This is a genomic window from Halanaerobium sp., assembly GCF_003070835.1.
In genome coordinates this window covers 1-25,178 of record NZ_QBLR01000032.1, presented here as the reverse complement: position 1 = coordinate 25,178, position 25,178 = coordinate 1, and the positions used below count along the sequence as shown (strand labels likewise).

General features: G+C 37.8%; 17 protein-coding genes and 1 pseudogene. All 18 read right to left on the bottom strand.

The window, feature by feature from the left end:
• A pseudogene (locus CI949_RS05625) lies at positions 1 to 314 on the bottom strand (extracellular solute-binding protein); the annotation flags it as partial.
• Positions 315 to 598: 284 nt separating this feature from the next.
• Entirely contained in the window at positions 599 to 1,627 is a 1,029-nt protein-coding gene (locus CI949_RS05620; protein WP_290763838.1) for a LacI family DNA-binding transcriptional regulator, read from the bottom strand.
• 182 nt (positions 1,628 to 1,809) lie between these two features.
• Positions 1,810 to 2,889 (bottom strand): GGDEF domain-containing protein, encoded by a 1,080-nt coding sequence (locus tag CI949_RS05615; protein ID WP_108138114.1) that lies wholly within the window; start codon positions 2,887 to 2,889, stop codon positions 1,810 to 1,812.
• A gap of 270 nt (positions 2,890 to 3,159) precedes the next feature.
• On the bottom strand, positions 3,160 to 4,431 hold the full coding sequence (locus tag CI949_RS05610; protein ID WP_243733903.1) for an MFS transporter: 1,272 nt from the start codon (positions 4,429 to 4,431) through the stop codon (positions 3,160 to 3,162).
• Between the two features lie 245 nt (positions 4,432 to 4,676).
• Entirely contained in the window at positions 4,677 to 6,944 is a 2,268-nt protein-coding gene (locus CI949_RS05605) for a glycoside hydrolase family 65 protein (protein ID WP_133529743.1), read from the bottom strand.
• 48 nt (positions 6,945 to 6,992) lie between these two features.
• Positions 6,993 to 8,372, bottom strand: a complete 1,380-nt coding sequence (locus CI949_RS05600; RefSeq protein WP_133529742.1) for a carbohydrate ABC transporter permease — start codon at positions 8,370 to 8,372, stop codon at positions 6,993 to 6,995.
• Positions 8,372 to 9,487, bottom strand: coding sequence for a carbohydrate ABC transporter permease (locus CI949_RS05595; RefSeq protein WP_133529741.1), 1,116 nt, complete (start codon positions 9,485 to 9,487; stop codon positions 8,372 to 8,374). The genes CI949_RS05600 and CI949_RS05595 overlap by 1 nt, the downstream gene beginning before the upstream one ends.
• A gap of 63 nt (positions 9,488 to 9,550) precedes the next feature.
• Positions 9,551 to 10,801 carry an ABC transporter substrate-binding protein gene (locus CI949_RS05590; RefSeq protein WP_133529740.1) on the bottom strand — a complete coding sequence of 417 codons (1,251 nt, stop codon included), beginning with the start codon at positions 10,799 to 10,801 and terminating at the stop codon, positions 9,551 to 9,553.
• A 105-nt stretch (positions 10,802 to 10,906) separates the two neighbouring features.
• On the bottom strand, positions 10,907 to 11,947 hold the full coding sequence (locus tag CI949_RS05585) for a LacI family DNA-binding transcriptional regulator (RefSeq protein WP_133529739.1): 1,041 nt from the start codon (positions 11,945 to 11,947) through the stop codon (positions 10,907 to 10,909).
• A 204-nt stretch (positions 11,948 to 12,151) separates the two neighbouring features.
• Positions 12,152 to 13,486, bottom strand: a complete 1,335-nt coding sequence (locus CI949_RS05580) for a GntP family permease (protein WP_133529738.1) — start codon at positions 13,484 to 13,486, stop codon at positions 12,152 to 12,154.
• A gap of 42 nt (positions 13,487 to 13,528) precedes the next feature.
• Complete coding sequence (locus CI949_RS05575) at positions 13,529 to 14,677, bottom strand: glycerate kinase (RefSeq protein WP_290763828.1); 1,149 nt, start codon at positions 14,675 to 14,677, stop codon at positions 13,529 to 13,531.
• Positions 14,678 to 14,793: 116 nt separating this feature from the next.
• On the bottom strand, positions 14,794 to 15,765 hold the full coding sequence (locus CI949_RS05570) for a D-2-hydroxyacid dehydrogenase (protein WP_133529736.1): 972 nt from the start codon (positions 15,763 to 15,765) through the stop codon (positions 14,794 to 14,796).
• Positions 15,756 to 16,430, bottom strand: coding sequence for a flavodoxin family protein (locus CI949_RS05565; protein WP_166637095.1), 675 nt, complete (start codon positions 16,428 to 16,430; stop codon positions 15,756 to 15,758). The genes CI949_RS05570 and CI949_RS05565 overlap by 10 nt, the downstream gene beginning before the upstream one ends.
• 116 nt (positions 16,431 to 16,546) lie before the next feature.
• Positions 16,547 to 17,665: a Wadjet anti-phage system protein JetD domain-containing protein gene (locus CI949_RS05560; RefSeq protein WP_290763823.1), complete on the bottom strand. Its 1,119-nt coding sequence runs from the start codon at positions 17,663 to 17,665 to the stop codon at positions 16,547 to 16,549.
• A complete protein-coding gene (locus tag CI949_RS05555; protein WP_290763819.1) occupies positions 17,637 to 22,121 on the bottom strand; it encodes a hypothetical protein in 4,485 nt (1,494 codons plus the stop codon). Before CI949_RS05555 ends, CI949_RS05560 begins: the two co-directional genes overlap by 29 nt.
• Positions 22,099 to 22,878: a DUF6063 family protein gene (locus CI949_RS05550; protein ID WP_290763816.1), complete on the bottom strand. Its 780-nt coding sequence runs from the start codon at positions 22,876 to 22,878 to the stop codon at positions 22,099 to 22,101. Before CI949_RS05550 ends, CI949_RS05555 begins: the two co-directional genes overlap by 23 nt.
• Position 22,879: 1 nt before the next feature.
• Positions 22,880 to 24,370: a hypothetical protein gene (locus CI949_RS05545; protein ID WP_290763813.1), complete on the bottom strand. Its 1,491-nt coding sequence runs from the start codon at positions 24,368 to 24,370 to the stop codon at positions 22,880 to 22,882.
• 47 nt (positions 24,371 to 24,417) lie between these two features.
• Positions 24,418 to 24,912: an Ldh family oxidoreductase gene (locus tag CI949_RS05540; protein WP_290763841.1), complete on the bottom strand. Its 495-nt coding sequence runs from the start codon at positions 24,910 to 24,912 to the stop codon at positions 24,418 to 24,420.
• Positions 24,913 to 25,178 lie beyond the last annotated feature (266 nt).

Below are 25,178 nucleotides of genomic sequence, written 5' to 3'. Positions count from 1 at the left end.
CCACCTCTCGCAGCTAAAGTTGAAATATACTGATCTTCTAAGTAAGCTACATCGGGAACTTCTCCACCGGCAGCTAATCTAGTCAGTAAATTATCATGGTGATCTTCAATTGCTGCTAACTGAAGCTCAACATTAATGTTTGGATATTTGTCATTAAATAATTCTACTGCTGCTTCAAAAGACTCATCAGCCCAGGTACCAACTGTAATTGTTACCTCTTCGTCCTGTGCCATTACTGAAGCAGAGGCACTAAACAATAAAACACCAATAACTGCTGCCATTACAACTAAACTAAAAATACTTTTTCTCTTCAATTTTCTTCCTCCTAATAATTATGTTTTTATGAATCTTTTAATATAAACGCTGCTCATTTTGAGCCTTATATAACTTATAATTATTCTAAATACCGGGAGCGGTCCCTCTATAATAGGAGAGATTTAGTTTTATTTTACCACTGATTATCTGCTTAGCTTAAGAGCTCTCTTAAAATTATTAATCAGTTAATTGATAAAACTTACTAAAAGCTTTTCGGGAGTGCTCCCAAATCTATTAAAAAATATAATTTTACTCTTATAGTAAAATTATATATCAAACAATATTAATCTAACTTGCTGGTGGAATCTCTTTCAATTAATTCCATCTGAAAAATTACATCTTCAGTATGCGAATTGCTGGCTTCTCCATTTAATTTCTTAATTAATTTCTCCATCCCCAGGTAACCCATCTCAAAAGCAGGCTGTGCCAGAGTAGTTATCGGTGGATCCATTAAAGCAGCCATTTCTATACCATCAATTCCAATAATTGAAACATCTTGGGGCACTCTCAGCTCCATACTCTTTAGAACTTTAAGACCTCCAATAGCCATCATATCTGAAGAATAAAAAATAGCTGTTACTTCAGGATGTTCAGTCATCAGCTTTTTAGTAGCCTGATTGGCTTCTTCTCGGGCAAAATAACCGGGATAAATTATCTCATCTTTAATCCCTGCCTCTGCAAGTGCTTTTTGGTAGCCTTTGACTCTATCTCTAGAAGCATCAGAAGAAGCAACATCTTCACCCTTAATATGAGCAATTCTTTTATGACCCAGATCTATTAAATATTTTGTAGCCCTGTAACCGGCATCTACATTATCAGCATTCAACTTGGGTATTTTTTCATTTTCTATTTTTCGATCAACAACTACAATATCGAGATTATGAGTTGCTAAGTTGTTTAAATAACTATCAAGTCTTTTCTCACTACCACCACTGATCATTAAAATTCCATCAACTCGTCCTTCTTCGAACATCTGGATACACTTTAATTCTTCTTCAACTACCCAGTGACTATTGGCCAACATCATATTGTAGTTGGCTTCCATAGCCTTTCTTTCAGCTCCCTTAACAAACATTGCAAAAAAAGGATCAGTTATATCTGAAATTACGAGACCAATTGTTTGAGTTTTTTTACTGGCCAGCCCTTTGGCTGAACTGTTTGGTTTGTAATTTAGATCCTTAATTACTTTTGAAACCTTTTTGCGAGTTGAATCTTTAACTCCAGCTTTGTTATTGATTACTCTGGAAACAGTACTCTTAGAAACACCTGCCTCATCAGCAATCTTATAGATATCAATATTTTTATTTTTCATTATTTGCCTCACTTTTCAACTAAAAGGATTTAGTTTATTCCCGGGAGCGGTCCCAGAAGGTAATATAAGTATAGTACATGCTTTTTGCTTTGTCAAGCTAATTTTCGAACAATTTTAAATAATTTCCTATTTTTTTCAAATCAAATTCTAAATTTTTAGTTAATTTTATTAATTTAAGCGGATCAGGCAACTGTATATCTTGCTTTACCATCCTCTTTGGATTTATATAAAATATCATCTACTCGTTTGAATAAAGGCTGAATTTGATCACCTTTTTTTAGTCTGCTCAGTCCAGCACTAACAGTAATTGAAATATCCATTCTCTGGCTGAGCTTTTCGACATTTTGATAATAAGTATCCAGATTTTTTTGAGCTTCAACTTCATTTTTATAACAGATCACTGCAAACTCATCACCACCCCAGCGTGAAATCAAAGAATTCTGAGGCAGTGTTCTCTCCAGCTCTGCTGCAAGTTTAATTAAAACCTGATCTCCAATATCATGTCCATAATTATCATTGATTTCTTTAAAATTATCTATATCAAATAAAATTAAGGTTATCGCTTTATCCAGATGCTGCTGTTCTTTAAAAATATTTCTGATTTCCTGGTCAAATGCCCGGCGGTTATATTTTTTAGTTAGAGGGTCACGATTTGCCAGATTTTTTAATTTTTTGTTTGCCAGACGGAGTTTTTTAGTTGAAAGACCAAGCTTGCTTTTTTCCTGGTTGTAGGCATTGGCAAACTGCAGTAACAAAAGATAAGAAGCCAATAACACAATTGGAGTCTGAACAAGTTTATCATAAAATTGAGATTCTTCACTGTGAGAAATCAAAAGCTCAGGGTAAAAATATTCTAAAGAGAACATTAACATAAATACAGCTACTAAGCTAAAAATCAGGTTGTTTCTTAATTGAAAGCGCTTGAACAAAAAAGTTATTGAAATCAAAATCAAAAATATGTAGGAAAGACTATTATTATTACTTCCACCAGATTGAAACCAGGAAAAAGGTAAAAAAATAAAGATTAAAAAAAGATAATAACCCAGTTTTAAATAATAAACCTTAAAAACTTCTTTTCTAATAAACATTAAACTAAAAAAAGAAATTCCAGCCATTACAATCCACTTTAGATTTATAATCAGACTAAAACCAATCAGGTAATTTATAACTATATTCAGCAGAGAAATTATTATCCCAAAAAGTAAGATAATCTTAAATATTTGATTTTCTAAATTATCATTGAGCTCATAATCTCTCTGCATAATAACTACTCCCTGCTTTATCTATTTAATTACTGTACTATATTATTTCAACAAATATTCAGTTTTTCCTTTTATTAAAACCTAAATTGCCTTTTCTTCCTTCCATTTCCCTTTTTTAAACCAGATTCCACCAATAATTGCACTTAAAAGGTTGGACATAAACATTCCCCACCAGATACCATTGGTTCCCAGTTGAAAATTTCCAGATAGGCTACCGAATCGGCTCCAAGTCTACCAACCCAGATTGTTTATTAAATTAAAATAGCTGTTTTAAGTTTTATTTTCTAGACTTTTATTATCTTTAATAACCACAACAGCAAGAATTAAAACTGCAGCTGAAGCTAAAAATATTCCAACTTTAAACATTGTCGAAATGCCAAAATTATCGATTAAATAGCCTCCTAAAAGGCTGCCAATAATTCCCGCTGCTCCAAAGGCTGACATCATAGCAACACTTTGAGCAGTTGTCTTTAAAGCTGCTGGAGCCACAAGCTTGACATAATAGCGAACTGTTACCAGAAAAACGCCAAACGAAAGTGACTGCAGCATACCAAAGAAAAGAAAATATACCGGTGATGTGGCCAGAGCAGCAATGATAAACCTCACGAGATAAAAGAAAGCTGAAAATAGCAGCAGAGAATTAGTTTTATATTTTTCTAAAAAATATTTGGCTACAAAAAAGATTGGTGCCTCACTTACAGCATTAAAAAAAAGTGTATAACCCAAATCAGTTGAGTTTCCTCCCACTGATTTGATGATCGGAGCCAGGTAAACAAAAACCATCTGGTTGGGGATGAAAATCATTAGGGTTATAAATAAAATAAAGATATAATCAGGATTTTTAAAAAGCCTCATTATATTTTTATCTTCAAGCTCAGCTTTGATTTCAGCATCTTTTTTCAGTTTTTTCGAATGATTCGTGTCAATATTTTTATCATTTCCTTCATTCACATTTTTATGAAGTTCATCATAACTATTATCTTCGAGACTGAAAGCAATTACAATTACAATCAGGGCTATTATTCCATAACTCAAAAAATGAGCCCGCCAGCCAAATCGTTCTATTACCTGACCAAATACTGTAACAATTACTGCAAAACCAATCGATCCCCAGGCCCGCATAAACCCATAATTATGAGCAGTATGAGCTGAAGTTTCTAAAATCCAGCTGTCAAGCACTGACTGCTGCGGCTCCCAGAGAAAACCAACTATCCCGATTGAAATTGCCAGCATCAAATCCCCATAAAAAGTTAGTGGAGTTATAAAAACAGCCATTAAAAACATAGAAATTAAAAATACAATCTTTCTGCTTTCCAGGCGGTCACAGATATAGCCGACAATCGGGGGCCCAATTAGACCCATAAATGTTCTAATCGACATCAGGGTTCCAATCCTCATATTGCTGTAACCTAAGTCTGTAAGGTAATAGACTAAATAGGCACCATAAATCGCCCAGGTGCTCCAGAAGAAAAACTGTAAAAATGAAAATTCGGTTATTATTTTATATGAATCATTTGCTTTGATTTTTTTAATTATATTCAAATTTGGTACCGGGTACTTGGATAATTTGGAGATATTCTTAAAGAACCCGACTGCTCCTTTCTTCAGTAAAATATTAATTGATTTGTTAATTAGCATGATTTAATTTAAGTCTTTAATTAACCATCTTATTTATATAATACTGGAGAATAGGCCAAAAACCTTTAATAAATTGAAAATAATTATAAATTTAAAAAATAAACCCGCTACTGATAAAAGCAGCGAGTTATTCGGGAGGAACTATTATTCTATTCACTTAAATTTTTAATCTCGGTTTGATCTTCATTTATTTTAATTAAGTATTCTTCACCTTTAAAATAAATTTTAAACTCTAGTCTATCCCATTCAACAGGTAAATTTGGTTCAACTTTTAACTCATCTGCTTCAACATCAATACCAGCAAAACCATGAATAACAGCCTGCCAGAGACCTCCCAAAGAAGCTGAATGAAGTCCCGGGTCACTACTCTTCATATTCTCTCCCAGATCAATCCGGGCTCCTTTAGAAAATAGTTTATATGCTTCCTCCAGATGATCAAATTTTGCTGCCAGAACACTGTGGATAGCAGGAGAAAGTGAAGAATCATGTAAGGTTTTAGGCTCATAATACTCATAATTTGCTCTTTTTGTCTGATCATCAAAATACTCAGATAGCTGGTGCATCAGCATTACAACATCTGCCTGCTTTATTATTTTATATTCATTGACTTCTTCCCAGCCCAGCTCACTGACAATTGAACCGACTTCCCCCTCAAATTTACTTAAATCATATTCCTTTTTCTCCATAAATTCATCAAATTGAGGAATTATCAGGTCCTTATCGGGCTCTGGTAATTTAATCTTTTCAGCATATTGCCTCCACTTATTGATCTCTTCAAATTCCAGATTGATTTTATCCTTTAATTTCTGATAGACAGCTTTTGATTTTTCTTTCAGTTCTTCTATTAAATCAGCGGTATTAATTAGCTCCCAGTAAACCATATAATTTGTATAGGCATTATTATCAATATGCTCACTGTATTCGTCAGGTCCAATAACATTTTTAATCTCGTAATAGTCTTTATCTTTATTATATTCCAGGCGGCTGACCCAGAATCTTGCCATCTCAGTCAGCATTTCCGCTCCATAATCTTCAATAAAAGAATAGTCTCCAGTTACTTTTAGATATTCAAATACTGCTTTTGCTATATCTGCAGTGATATGCTGCTCTATTTCTCCACACCAGATCCTTATTGCTTCACCAGTTTTGACATCTACCGCCCCGTATTTAGGGGTTGTTTCTTCTCCAGTTAGGGCACTCTCCCAGGCATACATTGCTCCCTGGTAGCCATTTTGTCTGGCTTTTTTTCTTGCACCAGCAATGGTGTGGTAGCGGTATTCCAAAAGTTCCTTTGCTTTTTCGGGAAAACTATAAATGAAAAATGGTAAAATAAAGGTTTCCATATCCCAGAAAACATGGCCCCGATATCCTTCTCCGGTTAACCCTTTGGCTGCAATACTTAATTTATCTGTATGATGTGGTGTCATCTGAATTAAGTGAAAAAGGGCAAATCTGATTGCCAGTTGATCAAAATCATTACCTGAGATTTTAATGTCCATCTCTTCCCAGTAATCCGCCCATTTTTCTGCATGTTTTTTAAAAAGCTGATCATAATCTGCAGCAGCATATTTTTCTACCAGCTTTATAATTCTCTGATGTAATTTAGCTGAAGTTTTTTTCTCAGCTTTGCTGTCCAGCTCCTGATCAACACTTGAAATATAGAATACTTTTTTCTCAAAACTGTAGCTCTGATCTGCTTTAACATTAATTGTGTGTTTTCTTGAAATTTTACGGCGATCAGTTTTTATTTCAGCCTCTGTTTCTATCTTTTCTCCATTTTTATAAAACTCATGCCGGGCAGCTGCTGCTAAATCACATTGACTCTCCTGAGTTCTGGCTGTTAAATAATACAGATTTTTTTCTTTAATAAAGCGCAGATCCTTTTCTATAAAGTGCTGAACTCCACTGTTGGTTACCTGTCCATTGAGATAAGAAATAATTTCTACTTCTCCTTCATAATTTAAGGGAGTAATATTTACTTTCAGCATTATTAAATGTTTTTCAGCCATTGAGACAAATCTTTTCCATTCAAATTTTGTTTTTCTGCCTCTGCTGTCCTCCCAGATAAATGAGCGGTTCAGCTCTCCAGTTTTAAGATTCAAATCACGGCTGTAAGCTTCTACTTCCACACAGCTGAGATCAACTCTTTCTCCATCAATCTTAATTTCTGTCAGTAATGGATCCGGCAGATTTGGAAGCTCAGTTACCTCTCCCGGGAATTGGTCAAATAGTCCGGCCAGATAGGCTCCTCTCCACTCTGTGATATATTTTTCTTCGAGAGATGAGCGCAGACCAAGATAGCCGTTTCCCAGCGCAAATACTGATTCAAACTTGTTTAAGTTTTCTAATTCAAAATCTGTTTCCTCTATTATCCAATTTTTGTACTCTTCTTTTCCTTTATCATATTTTATAGTCATTAGAAAATTCGACCTCCATCAATATATAATCTCTTAATAATTCTATAATTATCCTTTCATACCACTAAAACTGATTCCTTCAACAAAATATCTCTGGAAAACCACAAATAAGATGATGATTGGAATTGCAGAAATAACTGCTCCTGCCAGGATTGGTCCCCAGTCAAAGGCACCAGCACCATAACTCTGACGCATACTTAAAAGCCCTACTGTCAGCGGAAATTTCTCCTGAGGTGAAGTAATAACTACCAGGGGTAAAAAGAAGTCATTCCAGGCACCCTGAAAAGTTAAAACTGTTAAAGCACCTAAAGCTGGTTTGGCCAGAGGCAGCATGATTTTGTAGAAAATCTGAAAAGTTGTTGCTCCATCTATTCTTGCCGATTCTTCCATCGAAGAGGGCAGCCCTTCAAAAAACTGCTTCATAATAAAGACTGAGTTACCAGAAATCATTCCCCAGAGAATAACACCACTGAAAGTATTAAGTAGGGTATCTACCCCAAAAAGTTTGGTAAGACCAAAGATTCCATCTCTTAAAACCAGGTAATTGGAAATAAAGGTTACCTGGAGGGGAATCATCATCGAAAAGAGAACTAAGAAAAATATCAGTGTTTTTCCTTTAAAATGCAGTCTGGCCAGAGCATAACCTGCCATTGAAGCAAAGGCAATTGTTGTTACAACTCTTGCCACCGATAAAAAGAATGAGTTTCTAATCCAGGATAAAAAGAGTGACCTTCCGGTTGAGCGATCATACTGTTCTCTAAATACTCTGCCATAATTATTGAAAATATAGGGGATAACTCCAGCAGAAATATTGTCCCAGCTCTGCACCATCCCCAGTCTTTCGCTTCTATTTGGGTCCAGAGTTGAATTTACAAACTCTACCCCATATGCTGTCTGTACATTTAAGGGTACCTGAGAAAAATCATATTGAGAAGGATTTGCTATTTCAAGCTGATATTCTACCACAGTTCCATTTTCAACCTGATTTCTATTTAACTCCTCAACTGCTTCCACTTCCAAATATTCGAATGCTTTTCGCTGTTCAATATCAAAAGCTGCCTGACCCGAACCTGCTGTTCTTTCGGGTATGCGGGCTGTTGGTTTTACTATTTCCTGCTCAGCTGAATATAAATAGCTAACATTAAAGGTTAAACTTTCTCCTCCTTTAAACTCACCAAAAAAACCACTACCTCCACCATCTTTTCCTAATCTATAGGCTCCGGCCCAGTTTTCGGGGGAAAGTTGAGCGGAAGTAAGAGTTGGCGGCCATTCTGTTGGATCATCTTTAAAACTGGAAAGAAAACCAAAAACAAAGGGACCCATAAAAAGTATTGATAGTAATAAGAGGAGAACATAAATAGCGCCAACATTGCGCCACCTTTTGCGTTTTATTTGAGTATTTAAATTTTCTGCTTTATCATTAGCCATTATTCTCTCCCCTCTCCGGTTATACGTCTCTGAAGATATACAAATATTAAAGTTAAAATAGCTAAAATCATTGCGGCTGCACTTGCCAGTCCAACTGCTGGACGAGCTGATGATGGGAACATATTAACATAAACATAATAAGCCAGAGTTACTGTCGATTCTAGTGGTGCCTGACCGCCAATAATGGCAACCTGATCAAACATCTGTAAGGTTCCAATAAAACCCATAGTCATTACTAAAAAAGTTATATGTTTGAGCTGGGGCACAGTTATTTTCCAGAATTTCTGCCAGGTTGTAGCACCATCAACTTCTGCTGCTTCGTAAAGAGCTCCCGGAATATCCTGTAAACCTGCTAAATATAGAATCATCATCGTGGGCACAGTTGTCCAGATATTTAGAAGCATAATTGCGGCCAGTGGTCTGGGAAATGCAAATGGTCCAGCCCAGGCTGGAATCATTTCTCTTGTGTTTAACCAGATTGTTTCTACATCTGCTACTTCTCTGATTCCTATAATTCCAAAAAAATTTGCTCCTAAAGCTGCAAAGGTTGCTATTATAAGAGAGAGTACAATATAACTTGGCTCCAGAACTTTAACCGGTCTTTTTAAAAATTTCTCTTTCAAAACCATAAATAAATGAGTCAGGATAAAAATTGTCAAAAATAATAACACATATTCCTGATAACGGTTAAATAATGTCAATAAGTAATTAAATATACCCTGTTTTTGAAAGATCCACATAAAGATCAGAGTAATTACTACACTGGAAGTAATACTCGGTAAGTAATAAATTGTCCTAAAGATTTTGATCCCCTTAATTTTCTGATTTAAAATAACTGCCAGCACCAGGGCAATAAAGGTCTGAACAGTGGTCACAATTACAGAAAAAGTAATTGTATTTTTTAAAGCCCTACCAAATAAATATTCATTAAATAACTTAATATAATTACCGAGACCGATAAAATTTGCCTCATTAAAAAGATTATAATCTGTAAAACTAAAATAAAAGGCTCTAAAAAATGCATAACCAAAAAATACAACTAACCAGAACAAAAAGGGAGTTAAGAGGAGATAGGGTGACATCTTTTCTTTCATTTCTTTAATTTTATTCAGCATATATTTTCACTCCTAAGGATAGATGGGGACAGCAGATTAAACTGCCCCCGGTTGCTTACAGTTCTAGTTTAAAACATCTCTTTCCATTCTTTCCTGTGCTTCCTCAAGTGCCTCTTCTGCTGACATCTGATCAGTCATTACTTCAGTCAGAGCAGTATTTATCGGCTGCATCCATTCAGCACCATATTCACCAAACTCATAAGGATAGACATGGCCATCTGAAGCTGATTCAAAGACTGTTAGATTTGCCTGTGCTTCTTTGCTGTCCTGCTTGAAATATTCGTTGTCTGCAAGTTCTTTACGACTTGGAATTGCCAGACCTCTTTCCAGCACCCACTGCTGAGCCTCTGGACTGGTCAATAATTCCATAACTCTAAATGCTTCATCTTTAACCTCAGATTCTGCATTCATGCTCCAGGAAACTGTATAAATAAAGTTACCTCTCTCATCTGTTCCTGGATAAACTGGCAGTTTAGCTGCACCATAATTTAAGTTTGGCGCCTGATCTCTTAAAAATCCAATTACCCAGGCACCTTCTATTGCAGCCGCTACATTACCATTAGCAAAAGCTCCTCCAGCCCAGTCAGCGCCCATATCAGCCGGTAAAATTGCATGTCCTTCCTGCTCTAAACCTGTATACCACTCAAATGAATGAACAAATCTATCATCTAATAAATTTGTATTTCCCTGCTCATCAAAATCCTGCCAGCCAGTTGCATAACTAAAAGCTCCCATTCTTTCAAAACTTGGTGCTATTGCAAGACCTTCAAAGTCTTCTGAAAAATCTGAAACTGCTGCTATCTTTTCCTCAAATTCCATCCAGGTGTCATCATCGCTCGGATATTCTACACCTGCAATGTCAAATAAATCTTTGTTGTAAAATAAGGCTAAAGAGTTAAAATCTTTAGGAATCCCATAAACCTGATCATCATAAGTAAAACCGTCAATTAAATTTTCTACTATATCATCTCTTTTTAAAACTTCAGACTCAGCCAGATAGTCATTTAATGGTTCGACTAATCCATTGTCAATCAGACTCTGTGCCCAGAAAATATCCATGTAAAATAAGTCAGCTGCAGTTCCTGCAGATAAAGAGTTTAAAAGCACCTGCTGAAAATTATCTGCTACCGGCTCATAAACCACCTCAATTTCACCTTCTAACTCGGGTTGAACAAAACGTGCTATAAGTTCTTCGACTATTGCCTGATCATTACCACCAAAACCTGCAATCCTGACCTCAGTTTGAGCTGCGGCTGTACCAACAATTGTAAGTGTTAAAAATACTGCTAGAGTTAAAACTAATACCTTTTTCATTTCTAAAACTTCCTCCTTTTAGTAATTTAATTATTTTAAACACTCACCCAAACTGCTTATAGACTTATATTACTTTAACGTTTAAGTAAGTAAAAAAACCTGAGTTTATTTTAGCCGTTTACAGGAATCTCTGATAACCAATTTCGGTTTAATTACAATTTTATTATCACCAATTTTTTCTGCATCCTCAAAAAAGTTAACTTCTTCTCCCAGTTTATTTAGAGTTATCTGAACGGAAGAACGACCCATATCATAACCATCCTGGTCAATTGAAGTCAGTGGAGGTCTGGTAAAAGTTGTGATATCAATATTATCATAACCAACAATTGAAATATCTTCAGGAATTATAAATCCATGTGACTCTAAAGCTTCCATTGCCCCGATGGCCATTAAATCACTCATTGATAAAATAGCTGTCGGTGGATTCTCTAGAACTGCAATTTCTTCTCCAGCCTCAAAGCCACCATTTTGAGTATAATCTGCATTAAAAACTAAGTCCTTTTCAAAAATACCTTTTTCCTGCATAAATTCCTGATATGAATTAAATCTTTCTTTAGTTACGGCAGCTCCTTTATGCCCGGAAATCAGAGCGATTTGGCGATGACCCAGACGATAAAGATATTCCAGTCCCTTTTTCATTCCAAAATGGTTGTCACTGGTTACAAAAAGATTGTTTGCTCCTTCCAGTTCAGTATCAATTACTGTCACCGGAATTTCGGAATTTTTAAGCTCCTCTATATGTGGATCCCCAAGATGCAGACCTGTAAAAATAACTCCTTCTACCTGTCTTTCTCTGCATAAATCCAGATAAGATTTTTCTTCTAAAAAATCGCTGTTGGTTGTAAAAAGAACTATATCATAATTATATAAATTTGCTTCATTTATAATGCCATGTAAAAATGTATATCCCATATGATCCACTTCAGATTTATTCTGTCTGCTTAACATAAATACACCCAGAGTCCTGCTTTTTCTGGAAACCAGTTTGCGCGCAATAGAATTAGGTGAGTAATTTAATTCCCTGGCTACTCTTCTAACTTCCAGCTTCAGTTCATCACCAATATCATCGTGATCATTTAAAGCTTTAGAGACAGCAGTTGTAGAAACTCCCAATTTTTTTGCAATATCTTTTAGTGTAGTAGCCATAATTACCTCCGTTCTCTGAAACCTAAATATGTTTAAAAATTACTAAAATTGTTTACTTTAACGATAAAGTAACTTTAAATAAATAATAGCATAAAGAATTTGTAATTGCAAGTAATATTCAAAAAATAGTATATACACCAGACAGTATTAAAAAAACAAAATATCAGGCCCCAAAGTTCCGGGACCTGATACTTAATTCCTAAGTTAAATAAAGAACATGGCCAGAATTGCTACAAAAGAAATTGTCACAAGTCCCTGGACAAGTGTTGCTGACGTGTAAGCTTTATAGGCTGTGTCAGTATCCATATTAGAAAACTGACTTACAACCCAGAAGTAACTGTCATTAGCGTGAGAAACTGTCATCGCGCCAGCACCAATTGACATAACAACCAGCGCTTTTGCTACAGAAGCATCAAGTCCAAGTGAAGGCAGCATTGGAGCTAATAAAGCTGAAGTTGTAATAATTGCCACTGTAGATGATCCCTGTGAGGTTTTTAAAGCAGCTGCAATTATAAATGGTAAAAAGATGCCGAGATTATATGTTGAAAGAACCTCTCCTAAATAGCTTCCGATTGGAGTTGATTTTAAAACCTGACCAAAGGCCCCACCAGCACCAGTAATCATGATAATAGTAGCGGCATTAATGAGTCCCTTTCCTACCCAGTCATTGATATATTCTTTATCAAATGATGGAAGTAATCTAAAAGCAATGAAAACTCCAAGCAGTAAAGCAACCGTTGGATCTCCAATAAAGACTAGGAAAGTCTTTATATTACCTGTTCCGAATATATTTGCAGGAAACTCTGCAATTGATTTTAAGGTAATTAAAAGTATTGGCACTACAATTGGAGCAAAGGAATCAAAAACAGAAGGTAAATTAACTTCACTTTCTCCATCATCTATCTCTATATCAGCATCAACCCAGTATCTGGAGGCAAATTTTGTTGCCCAGAGATAGCCTGCAAGTATTGCCGGAATAGAAACTACTACCCCAAACATAATTACCAGACCCAGATCTGCACCAAGATTACCGGCAGCAGCAATTGGACCGGGAGTAGGTGGAACCAGAGTATGAGTTGCATAGAGTCCAGTTGAAAGAGCTACAGCCATAGTTGCCATTGAAATTTTAGCCTTTTTAGCCAGTGATTTATTTAAGGATGAAAGAATAACAAAACCGCTGTCACAAAATACAGGTATCGAAATAATTGCACCAGTGATAGACATCGCCAGAGCTGATTTTGCTTCTCCAACCCAGCCCAGTACAGTATTGGCCATTGTCAGTGTTCCCTTTGACTTTTCCAGAATTGTACCAATTATAGTTCCTGCAATAATTACAATTCCGATATAGCTTAATATTCCACCAAAACCACTTGTAACTGTGTTTACAACTTCAATTAAAGGCATTCCCGATAAAATTCCAACACCAAATGAAGCAAGCAGTAAAACTAAAAATGCATGCAGATTAACCCTTGCTGTCATATAAATAATAAATATGATAGCAGCAACTAAAATCACCAACAACATTGGACCTTGTACCATTTTTATTATCCCCCTTTATTTATATTATCAGGACGAATAATATTAATTTTTTCCTAACCCCCTTTGAATTCGAATTGTCCTGATTATTTGTTCACTTAAATTAGCCAGAAGTTCAGGACTTCTTTCGACAATCTGATTTAATTCAGACGGGCAATCTATAATAGAAAAATAAGAATTAATTCCGTGTTCTAATACTTTTTCTACTCCGCTGCCTAAAGTACCAGCAACTGCAATTACTGGAATATCTTTTTTAGCAGCACTGCGGGAGACTCCAACAGGTGTTTTACCATAAATACTTTGTCCATCAAGCATGCCTTCTCCTGTGATCACTAAATCAACATTTCTTAAACGGCTTTCAAAATCTATTATATCAAGCACAATATCTACTCCTGCTTTTAATTCTGCATCCAAAAAAGCCACCAGTCCGGCTCCAAGTCCACCGGCAGCACCTGCACCTGGGATCTGATTTGTATCCTTATTAAGCTCATTAATTACAATTTGATTGAAGTGGCGCAAATTTTGATCCAGTATTTCAACCATTTCTCTATCAGCACCTTTTTGGGGAGCGTAAACATAAGCTGCTCCATCTTCACCATAAAGAGGATTATCTACATCACAGGCAACCATAATTTCGACATTCTTTAATCTGGAATCCAATTTTTTTAAATTAATTTTTTCAATCTGATCTAAGTTACCACCACCAAAAGCTACCTGGTCACCTTCAGCATCAAAAATTTCTGCTCCTAAAGCCTGGGCCATCCCCACCCCGGCATCATTTGTCGCACTGCCGCCAATGCCAATAATAATTTGCTTAACCCCATGCTCCAGCGCTGAGGCAATTAACTCTCCCGTTCCATAGGTAGTTGTTTTTAAGGGGTTCTTTTTTCCCTCCGGTACTAAAGGGAGGCCAGAAGCAGCTGCCATTTCGATCACTGCAGTTTTTCCATCACCGAGCAGGCCGTAAAAAGCCTCAACTTTATTTCCCAGTGGTCCTGTTACCTCTTTTTCTATAATTTTACCATCGGTTGCATCGACTAAAGATTGAACTGTCCCCTCACCACCATCAGCCATCGGCAGTAAGTCAACATCTATTTTAGAGTCAAAATTATGTATTCCACGCTTTATATTTTCAGAAACTTCCATTGCTGTTAATGAGCCTTTAAAAGAATCAGGAGCTACCAGTATCTTCAATATTATCGCCTCCAGACAAATTTTCTAAAAATTCACTATATTAAGTATAACAAATTCAAAATTTTATTTCCAGTCTTTTTAAAAAATGTTATATTTATTAATAAAAGTAATTATTATTAGTTAACCTGGTTGATTGAATTACCCTCTAAAAAGTTCTTTAAGTTTTGAACCACAGTTTTCATTAGCCTCTCTCTTGCTTCCCGAGAAGCCCAGGCTATATGAGGAGTAACAATTGCCTTCTCAGAATTTAAGAGCGGATTTGATGCTGCCGGGGGTTCAGTTGAAAGCACATCAACTGCAGCAGTTTTAACTTTTCCTGATTCCAAAGCAGCCGCCAGATCTGTTTCCACAATCAAGCCACCGCGGGCAGTATTGATTATAATTACTCCCTCTTTCATTTGAGCAATGCTAATTTTATTAATCATACCTTCAGTTTCCTCAGTCAGAGGACAGTGCAGGCTGATTACATCAGACCTTCTGTAGAGGTCCATTAAATCTACAAATTCTACCTTATCAGTTTTTACTGCTGGATCAGCTTTCTTTTTCTCAGGACTGCGGTCATAAGCAATAATCTCCATCCCAAAAGCTGAAGCAAGCTCTGCTGTCCGCTGGCCGATACTGCCAAAACCAATAATCCCCAGCGTCTTTCCCTGCAGCTCAATCAATGGGTAATCCCAGAAACAGAAATCATCAGCCTCAGTCCAGGCCCCACTCTTGACAGCCCGGTTGTGCTCACCAACATGGTGGCAGGTTTCCAAAAGCAGGGCCAGCACAAACTGAGCCACAGTATTTGTACCATAGGTAGGCACATTGGTAACCACTACCTCATTCTCAGCTGCCGTCTCAACATCAACCACATTGTAACCAGTGGCCAGTACTCCTATGTATTCAAGCTCCGGCAGAGCCTTAATTATCTCCCGATTTAGGGGAGTCTTATTTGTTAAAAGAATTGCTGCTCCCTGAGCTCGTTCCAGTATTTTTTCTTCCGGAGTCCGCTCATAAATTTCTACATCTCCTAATTTTTTAATTCCTTCCCAGCTTATGTCACCGGGATTTAAAGCAAAACCATCCAGTACTACTATTTGCATTTTTCTTCAGCCCCTTTCTCAGCCTGTATTTCCCGCAGTTCTTCACAAATAGCTTTAATTTTAGAATAATCTATTTCTTCTCTTAACTTCTGCTCTGATAATCGCTTACGCTCCAGCTCTTCAGCTTTTACCGGAAGATTATAAAAATTCTTCAGTCCGCCTACCTGACAGAGATGTCCATAACCACAGTCAAAGCAGGCATATTCTCCTCTGATTTCAATTTTTTCTATAATCTTCATTCTGGCATCTTCCAAAAATTCTGTACAATCCTGTATAACCCCGCTGGAGTCACCATCACCGCTGACTCCAATTAAAACAGCAGGCTTATCTGCCAGCGGAAAATATTCATTGTGGCGGGTACTAAAACAGATCCTTTCCCAGAAGGCTCTACCCTTAGCATTCATGCCTCCCCAGTATTCCGGAGCTCCAAACACAATTCCTTCTGCCTCCTGCATAGCCTCGGAAATTTCATTGAGCCGATCATTTTTAACACAGCGATGAGATTCAACACAGCCATTACAGCCATCACAGCTTAATATTTCAAAATCTGATAATGAATAAAAATCATAATTTTTATTAGCGGCCTTAAGTACTGTTTTTATCACTGTTTCTGTTACTTTATTTTTCCTGCCTGCACTTATACCAATCCATTTAGCTTCACTCACTCTTTGCCTCCTTATAATTCTCCCCGATTAATAACAAAAGCTTCTATTCCTCACCACTGCTTAAATGATAACAAATAGAATCTTAATTTTCTATCTTATTTAATAATTAAATTAATCTATGCAAAGCATTTTTTATAAACTTCCAGTGTCAGAAGCTCCTGCGGTAGCCTGAGGTCATTTTCCCAGGCCTGTTTCAGCTCTGCTGCCAGCTCATTATATCCCTGTTCTTCAAATTCGGTCAGTACCTGAGCCAGAACTTTTTGATTTTTATTCTGCCGCTTATGACAGGGATAAAAATTATCTGACTCCTCTACCAGCAGCTGATAATACTCTCCCAGAAGTTTAATCTTAAAATCAGGATATTTATTTCTCAAAGCCACATAAATTGCGAGTCCTTCCGGATCCAGGTCACCGGCATAACAAATATTTAAAGCTTCAAGCCGCTGCTGACGCTGCCTGGTCTTAACTTCTACAGCCTCCAGACCCAGCAGCTCCTCTAAAAAAGAAAAGCTTCTGATAATTCTTTTACCCTGGCCGTAAATTACAGTATCAAAATCTCGAGCAAAAATATCAATCCCGGCTGCCAGAGCTTTTTTGGCACCGATAAAGGCTGAATGATTTTCCATAACCAAAATATTATTGATTTGAGCTGGATCTACTGACCAGTAGACAAATAGATGATTGTACTGCTGAGCCTTTAAGTCAGCCAGGCTTAAATTTAAATTACTCAAAATCTTTTTGCCTGCAGTCCGGCTCAAAAATTTCTCATCTGCAAAAAGCTCCAGGGATCGCTCCTCCCGGCTGGCCGATTCTCGCTCAGATTTAGTTTTCAAAAAATCAGCCAGGCTAAATAATTTCTGCTTTAGCTCCTCTGTCTGCTGAACTGGCCTTTTAAGAAAATAGCTTAAATCAAGCTGGCGGGAGAGCTGTAAAATATCTTTATCCGACCAGCCTTCCACCTCTTCTTTAAGCATAGTCCAGCGTTTTTTTAAACGAGGCTGCCGCTGATTGAACTCAGAACTTTTGATTGCTCTAATTCGCTCTTCAATTTCCATCTTTTTTAGAAGCTGATATAAATTCTGATAACCACCGGCTGCCTGATAGGCAGTAGCTCCTCCCAGTCTGGCTTTAATAAAATTTTCAAAATCAGCCAGCTGAAAGCGGAGCCTGCCCTCAAGCTCATCCTTTTTATATTTTTCGAACAATCTAATCCATTTTTGCTCGTCTTTCACCATAAATCACCTGTCCCTTGACAACACCCTGGTTGCGCTCAGTGTCACCGATCTCCAGTGCCCAGAAAACAGGAAAGCGCTCCGAAATTTCAGTTTTGATAATCTCCGGTGCAGCAAAGGCAACCAGCTGGAAATTAAGCTTATCGGCAATCTTAAAGATTGGATCCAGCACATGAGCTGCCGAAGCCTTACCAAAGGGATTATCCAGAAAAAGCACTGTCCAGGGATTTGACTTATCAAAACGCTGTTTTTTGTAATTTAAAAGCATCATCATCATGAAGGCATTGATCGAAAGTGACTGACCACCACTGCCCTCAGGTCCATTCCCCTTACCCTGAATCACTGATTCCCAGTCAGAATAGAAATAATCCTGGGGACGGGCATGGATAAATTCATTTTTTTCGGTCATTTTATAGACCTGGAGCACAGGATAGCGGCCGCGCAGTGCTCTTGAGAAAAGAGCGGCATCTCCACAGTATTCCTTGAGCTTATAATCCGGCAGCTGCTCAACATCAATTTCCTCCCGGTTAAATTTATTGATCAGCTCCAGGAAATATTCCTTCAGCTCTGCAATTACCTCCTGCCCATCATCAGGCAGCAGATCATCCCGGCGCAGTCTGACCAAAGGAAAGGCATGACCCCGCTGATTGTGGTAGACCATATTGCTGATCATTTCCTTCATCGAAGTAATCAGCCGCATCACATGAATTGCCGAGCGCTCAGCCCACTGCTGTCTGGCCTCTTCTGCCTCCGTTTTGTTGCGGTCAATTGTGTTCAGCTCATTATTGATGTATTCCTTAAAGGAATTCAGCATCTCATAGTTATACTGGTAATCACTGGCGCGAAAGTTATGGAGCAGTTTTTCGTTGATGCTGTTTTTTAAGGTAATGTTTTCCACCACATCCTTGACATCATTTTTAAAGTGATAGAAATTATCTTCAGTTTTTTCCCGGAGAGACTTAAGCTTATTTTCAATACTGCGGTAGTCATTCTCCCAGTTCTCGATAACTGCTGCCGGGGAATCCTTAAGTTCTTCTTTAACTCCGGCATTGAGTTCACCCTTTGCTGCCTCCAGCTGATAATATTCCAACTTATTGCTGAGGTTATTATAGATCTGTATTTTTTCCTGATAATTTAAAATCATCTCTTCCAGCTTGGAGAAATAATCCCTATTTTCACTCAGCTCTTTTTTTATTTCCAGCTCCTTAATATTTAGCTCTACTTCCTCCCAGCTCTGAACCGAGCGCTGAAAACGACCTTTAATTTCAGCTGCCTTCTCTTCCAGCTCATTTTCTCTTGATTCCAGTTGGCCGCGGCGGACCAAAATATCTTCCTGCAGGTTCTGAGCCTGCTTTTGGAGCTTTTTAAGCTGCTCACTTATTTCCTCCAGAGCAGTCTTAAGCTGACTCTGATTTTTGAAATCATAATCACGCTCTTCCCAGTCAGCAGAGATCTGAGTCAGTTCTGATTTCAGCTCATTAATATCTTTCAGCAGCTTCTGCAGCCCTGCCTCCAGGTATTTAAGTTCAGCTGCCTTTTCCTCTTCTTTTTTCTGGAGTGAAATCACTTCCTCGTAGTTTAGATAACACTGATGCTGCTCAAAGGCAAAAAGCTCAGGATACTGCTCCCGGGGAGCAATGTTAAGCTCCTCTTTTCTAAATTCACTTTTCAGTTCAACCTGCCTGTCACTCAGCATTTCATTTAAGCTGCCGGCAAAGTCCCGCAGAGCCTGCAGCCAGTTCTCATAATTATTTTCCAGCCGCAGCTCTTCTTTCTGCCTCTTTTTCTGCTCTTTTTTATTATCTCCAAGCAGTCCCTCCAGCCGCTCTATCTCAGCCAGCGCTTCCTGATAGTGGCTTTCTTTCTTTTCCAGCTCCCTTTTTGCCTCCAGATAGTCTTTAACCTGCTTTTGATTTTCTTGAAGCTCAGTTAATTTTTTCTCTTTTTGCTGATATTCTTTGTTCAGAGAATTGATTTTTTCAGCTGTATTTTTAATCCTCTGCTCATATTTCTTGATTTCTGCCTGCAGAGATTCCAGTTTAGATTTCTCATTTCCCAATCTTATTTTGATTTCAGCAGCTGATTCTGCTGTCAGCATGGTCTCAGCCCGGTAGTTGAGCTGATTTAAGTTTTTGAGTTTTCGCTCCAGAATAGATATTGTCTCTCTAATCTCAGCCTCTTTGTTTTTTAAACCACTAAACCACTGCTCAAAATTCTTTTTATCCTCAGTAAAATTCTTTTCCGTACCGGTCAGAAGTTTAAAGGGAAGCTTAGAATCACTGCCGTTCAGCTGATGGTTGATAAAGATAGGTACAGCAAAGTGAGAAATCTCCTCTATAGAAATATTAGCCTTAATCTTTTCCCAGTCTGACTCATAAACTACCACCAGGCCATAAGGCAGCAGGGGATAGTCTTTTAGATATTTTTGCCGCTGCTCCACCAGTTCAAACAAAAATTCACTGCCGTAATAAACGCGAATATCGAGCTCTTTAATTTTCTGATAGAGCCTTTTCTGCTCCAGACTGGCCACCCAGTATTCTCTGTCATTTAGATTTAAGTCAAGCTGGAGCTCAAACTTATCTGCATTCAGCTCCTGCAGCCTTTCCTCTTTTTCGTTGATTAATTTTAAGAGTTCATTTTTTTGCTGCTGCAGCCACTGTTTACTGTAAAATTCCTCAAATTTATCAAGATTTAAACTTTTTAGAAGCTGAGAAAAGAGCTCTTCCTCAGATTCTTTCTGTTTTTGAAGCTCTTCTTTTAGCTTTTCGACCATAGTCTCTTGAGCGGCTGCTTTAACTGCAGTCTGCTGTTTTTCAGCCTGCAGCTTTTCTTTCTGTTCTTGCTGTTCTTTTAAAGCTTCTTCCAGCTTTTCCAGTTTAGAATTTAAATTAGCTATATCTTTATCCAAATTCTGCAGCAGATACTCCGGCGTTTCCAGCTCCAACGGGTTAAAAAAGTGAGCCAACTTTTCTTTTTCGGCCTCAAACTGCTGCTTCTCGTGCTCATATTTTAACTTAAACTGCTGCTCATCTCTAATTTTTTGTTCAATCTTATTTTCTTCAGCTTCCAGCTGCTTAAGTTTCTCTGCTAAATATTTCTGATAGGAATAATAATCAGCAGCTGAATGTTTAATTTTAGAGTTTAGATCAGCAATTTCTGCAGCTGTCTCTTCCTTAAGTTTCTTGATTTCTGTTTCCAGTTCCTTAAATTCAGTTCTCTCTTTTAGAGAATTTATTTTTTCTCTTTTTGCTTCGGCTTCATTCAGCAGCTCCTCTAATTTGAGATATTTCTGGTTCAGCTTTAACTGCAGCTCTTCTGCTTTTACCCGCTCAAGCTGACTATCTAATTTCTGCTGCTCAACTTCGGCGCTTTCCTGTTCTGACTTAAGTTTATTTAAAGCCCTCAGCTTTTTAACATATTTTAAGTTTTCTGACTCAAAATTAAGTTCTTTAATCCGCTCTCCAGTCTTTTCTTTCTCCCGCTGGCTGCGGCGGAGCTCATTTTCTAAAAAGATCCTGCGGTCAGCAATTCCGCGCAGATAATTATTCCCCCGCTCTCTAATCATCTCTCTGGTTTCTTTAAGCCTCAAACCCTGCTCAGCATCACTTAAGAGGGGATCAACCATCTGCGAGAGAGTTTTTAGGTCCTCACGTCGGGATAAGAGCTCAGGTAGGTTGTGGGCAATTTTTACATTATCCACAAAAATATTGAGCAGCGAGTTTTTCTCCCGCTCATTATAATAGCTGATACTTTCACTGACAGCAGGAATAATCAGCTGATCAAATAAAGACTTGTTATCTTTAGCCTGCGAAAAATATTTTCCCAATCCACCTTCACTGCGGTTAATGTTTTTCATAATATCCCACTCAGAGCGATAAATTCCGTGGCTGCTTAAATACTGATAGTATTCAGAGTTGAGAGGTTCAACTGCAGTTTTAGAATATTTGATAAAATCAGCCCGATTTTGATCAATTAAATCTTCCAGCCTCTGATATTCCAGCACCTGATCACTGCTTTTAGTATAGAGAGGGAGATTAGTCAGGCTAAAGCGGCTATTGCCCTGGTACTCATGAGTATAGAGAAAATATTTTAGACCGACTTTACCCTCTTCATCAGTGGTACTCTGTTGTTTATGAGCTGAGACACAGATTCCGGTTAAAAGTTTTTTATCTTCTCCTCCTTCAAGCCGCCACTCCAGCACTACATGAAAAGTATAAGGTTGAAAAGACTGATAACGGTCATAAAACATACCCTCCAGTTTATTGCCATTCCGTTTACCCCAGGCAGTACCGGGAATTAAAAGCTGAAAGATTAGCTGCAGCATTACTCCCTTTCCACTACCGTTCTGCAGAGTGAAAAGAGTGTGGTCAGATTCCAGGTCAAAGATTGAATTCCGGTGCTGTTTCTGAAAACCATCATATTTATTACCTGTAATCCTAATTTTGCTCAGTCTGGGCATTCTGTTCTTCCTCCTCTAAGTCTTTTCTACTTTCTAAAATTAAATCCATAAATTTATTGTAGCGCTTCTGGCTGTGGTAGAGCTCATCCAGGCGCTCATATAATTCTGCCTTTGGAATCAGCTTCAGCTCATCATTCTGGTCAATAATCAGGCCCTGTTCAGTTAAGGGTTTGAGGGCAGTATTGATAAAAGAGAGACGGTTACCCTTAGTTCTTGTCACATCGACCTGCTCATCCTTGTTCAGCCGGTATTCGCTAAACTCGGTCAGCCAGAGCTCGGCTACCTCTTCCACGGCAATCGACCAGTTCCGGGTGAAGGACTCATCTTCTTTTTTGCGCTCCAGCCAGCTTTCTAAAGTTGCAGTCACCAGATCAGAAAGGCGGTGATAGGAAATTCCTTCTTCCTCCCAGCGAATCCGGACATGGCTTTCTTTATCTATTTCAGCCAGAAAAATTGAAATAATGATATTGGCCAGATAAAAGTAGCGCTTACGCCTGAGACCAGAATATTTTTCCTTCATCTGGGTATAGGAATTGGCAAAACTTGAACCCCGAGCTTTAGAGACAAGGTGTACGTTTTTAGCTGTCGAAAAAACTCTTAAACCTGCCTCAGCAGCCATTGTATTAACGATATTATGTATTTCACTGTTAGTTCTGTATTTTTCAGCCAGTGGATCAGAGACTGAAAGAATTTCTTCTTCTAAAAGTTTGAAAAATAGGGCGGCTCCATTTTCGAGCTCTTCCTGTTTAAATGCCATTTTAATCTTCCTCCAGATAAATTTTGTAGGGTGAAATGATAAATTGATCAAGTAGATTTACTTTCTTACTACTGTCTGTTAGTCTGGCAGCAAGCCTTCTACCTTCCAACTCAGACAGCTTCGGCTCAGCTTTTACTAACTTATTGAATAAAACCAGCCGCTCATCCAGCCCCGGATATTCCTCTACTATCTTAAGTCTTATATCAGTTATGATAAACATCATAAATAACTCCAGATTAATTGGCTGACTAAGCCATTTTTCTTTCTGAGCTGAACTCAACTTATTTAATTGAGTTAGCTTAAATTCTCCCTCTTCCAGCAGTTCTAAAAAAACATCCTGCCAGAGTTCAACCGCCTGCTTCCAGTCTATTTTTCTCACCGGTGCTGATTCGATTTCCAATCTTTCTATTTCAGCTTCACTTTCTTCTAAATAGCTATAAAGCTGCTGTTCTGACCAGGCCCAATCTAAGGGAAAGATAAAGTCCTGCTCGGGTGAAAAAAGTGGGTTCAGCAACTTTTCTAAATCATCAATCTTTGGCAGTCCTGACTTGAGCACAGTATTCTGCCAGAAATCTTTCTTGAAACTCAGGCGAGAAGTCTGCCAGAAGATATCAGGATTTTCCCGTCGGAGCTGCAGCTCCAGGGATAAATTGGAAACCGTAAGCTCTGCCAGGTAATCATGGAGAGCCCTTGCTCGCTCCAGTTCTTCAAATAAGAGTTCTCCTTCTTTCTGGTCAACATTTTCAAAAGTGTCCAGCCTGTCCCGCCAGACAAAAATATCGCTGAAAACCTTTTTCTCTTCTTTAAACTGCTCCCTGACCTCAGCCTCAGTCCGCCGGCGCCGCTCTTTATAGGCAGAAAAGATAAGACCCGGATTGCGCAAAATATCCTCCCGCCAGTCCTTTTCTTTTTTTATCAGATTACGGACCCGGGCGATTAAGTTGCTGACACTGCCTTTTGCCTCTTTAAAGTTACCATTTTTAATTAGCTGCAGAGTATAGAACTGCTCTAAATCAAAGCCAAATTCCTGCAGAATCTCTCTGGTAATAAAAATTATCTCCTGTGAAATCTCGGAGAGCCTGTAGACTGTGCTCCCACCTTCCTGCCAGTTGGAAGCCTCCCGATCAGGAATCAAATAGCGGTATTTAAAATCTCTAAACTCACCTGCAGTTTCATCATAAATTTTGACATGAAAATATGACTGCTGTCTGGGATCTCCCGAATAAAGAACACCATCCACCAGTCTTTCCACTTCTTCCATATTTATTTCTAAACTCATTTCTTTTAAAATTTCAACAGTCAGCTGCAGCAGATCACTGCGACTGCGCTGCTGACTATTATTTATTTCTCTTTTGAAAACCTTTAGCAGCAGGTAAAGAGATATTTGATGGGAATATTCGTTCAGTGATCCCGCATCCATTCCCTGTCCCAGTTCTGCTATTGCCTTTGTCTTTTTTAAACGCTCATGTAAACCTGTATTTGCCTGATCCATAAAACCCTCTCCAGAATAATTTTAAATTTGCTTTCATTAATATTATTCTATTTAGGAGAGATTCTTCCTGCTTTTAGACTCCAGATAATTTTAAACAGCTCTATTTTTCTCTGGAGCGGCCACATTGATTTTAATATCTCTTCTAAGTCTGTGGTTAATTCCCCTGCTTGATTATAGCCACCTGAATAGGGTAATTCCTTATTTTCCATCTCATATTTCCCCAGAATTCCATAAGCATACTGAGAAACTGCCATATCTAAAACAATATGCTTTTTAGGCCGGGGAACTGCCTTTACAAGCGGATTATTCCCAAGTTTTGATTCTTTTGCTCTCCAGGGTAGTAAATTAGTTAATGTATTAGTAAAACAAATTGTCCCACAACCTGCTTCTGCTGCCTGCCAGCCAAAAGCTCCTCCCCGCATCCAGTGGTTTGTATTTCTCAGAAATATAACTGCTATACCCTCTCGTTTGGCTTTTTCAATTGCTTTCTCCATTACCAACTGAGCATTTAAATTCCCAGGGCCCAGCTGACCGTCATATATTTCAATATTCTAATTAATATCAACCTTTTTTGGCTCTGCATTGATATCTATATAGCTATCATCATTATTAATTCGGGTAGGAAATTCGTATTTAACTTCCTTCTTTATTGCTAAGATTATAATAGTTTAACAGCACTGGTTTTCATTAAATTTAAGCTTTATATTTTAAAAAACAGAGTTATATAAAATTATTTTAGCTATTTAATAAAAGTAATAAAATAAATTTATTAGAAATATATGTGAATATAAGCAGGAATTATCTTCTT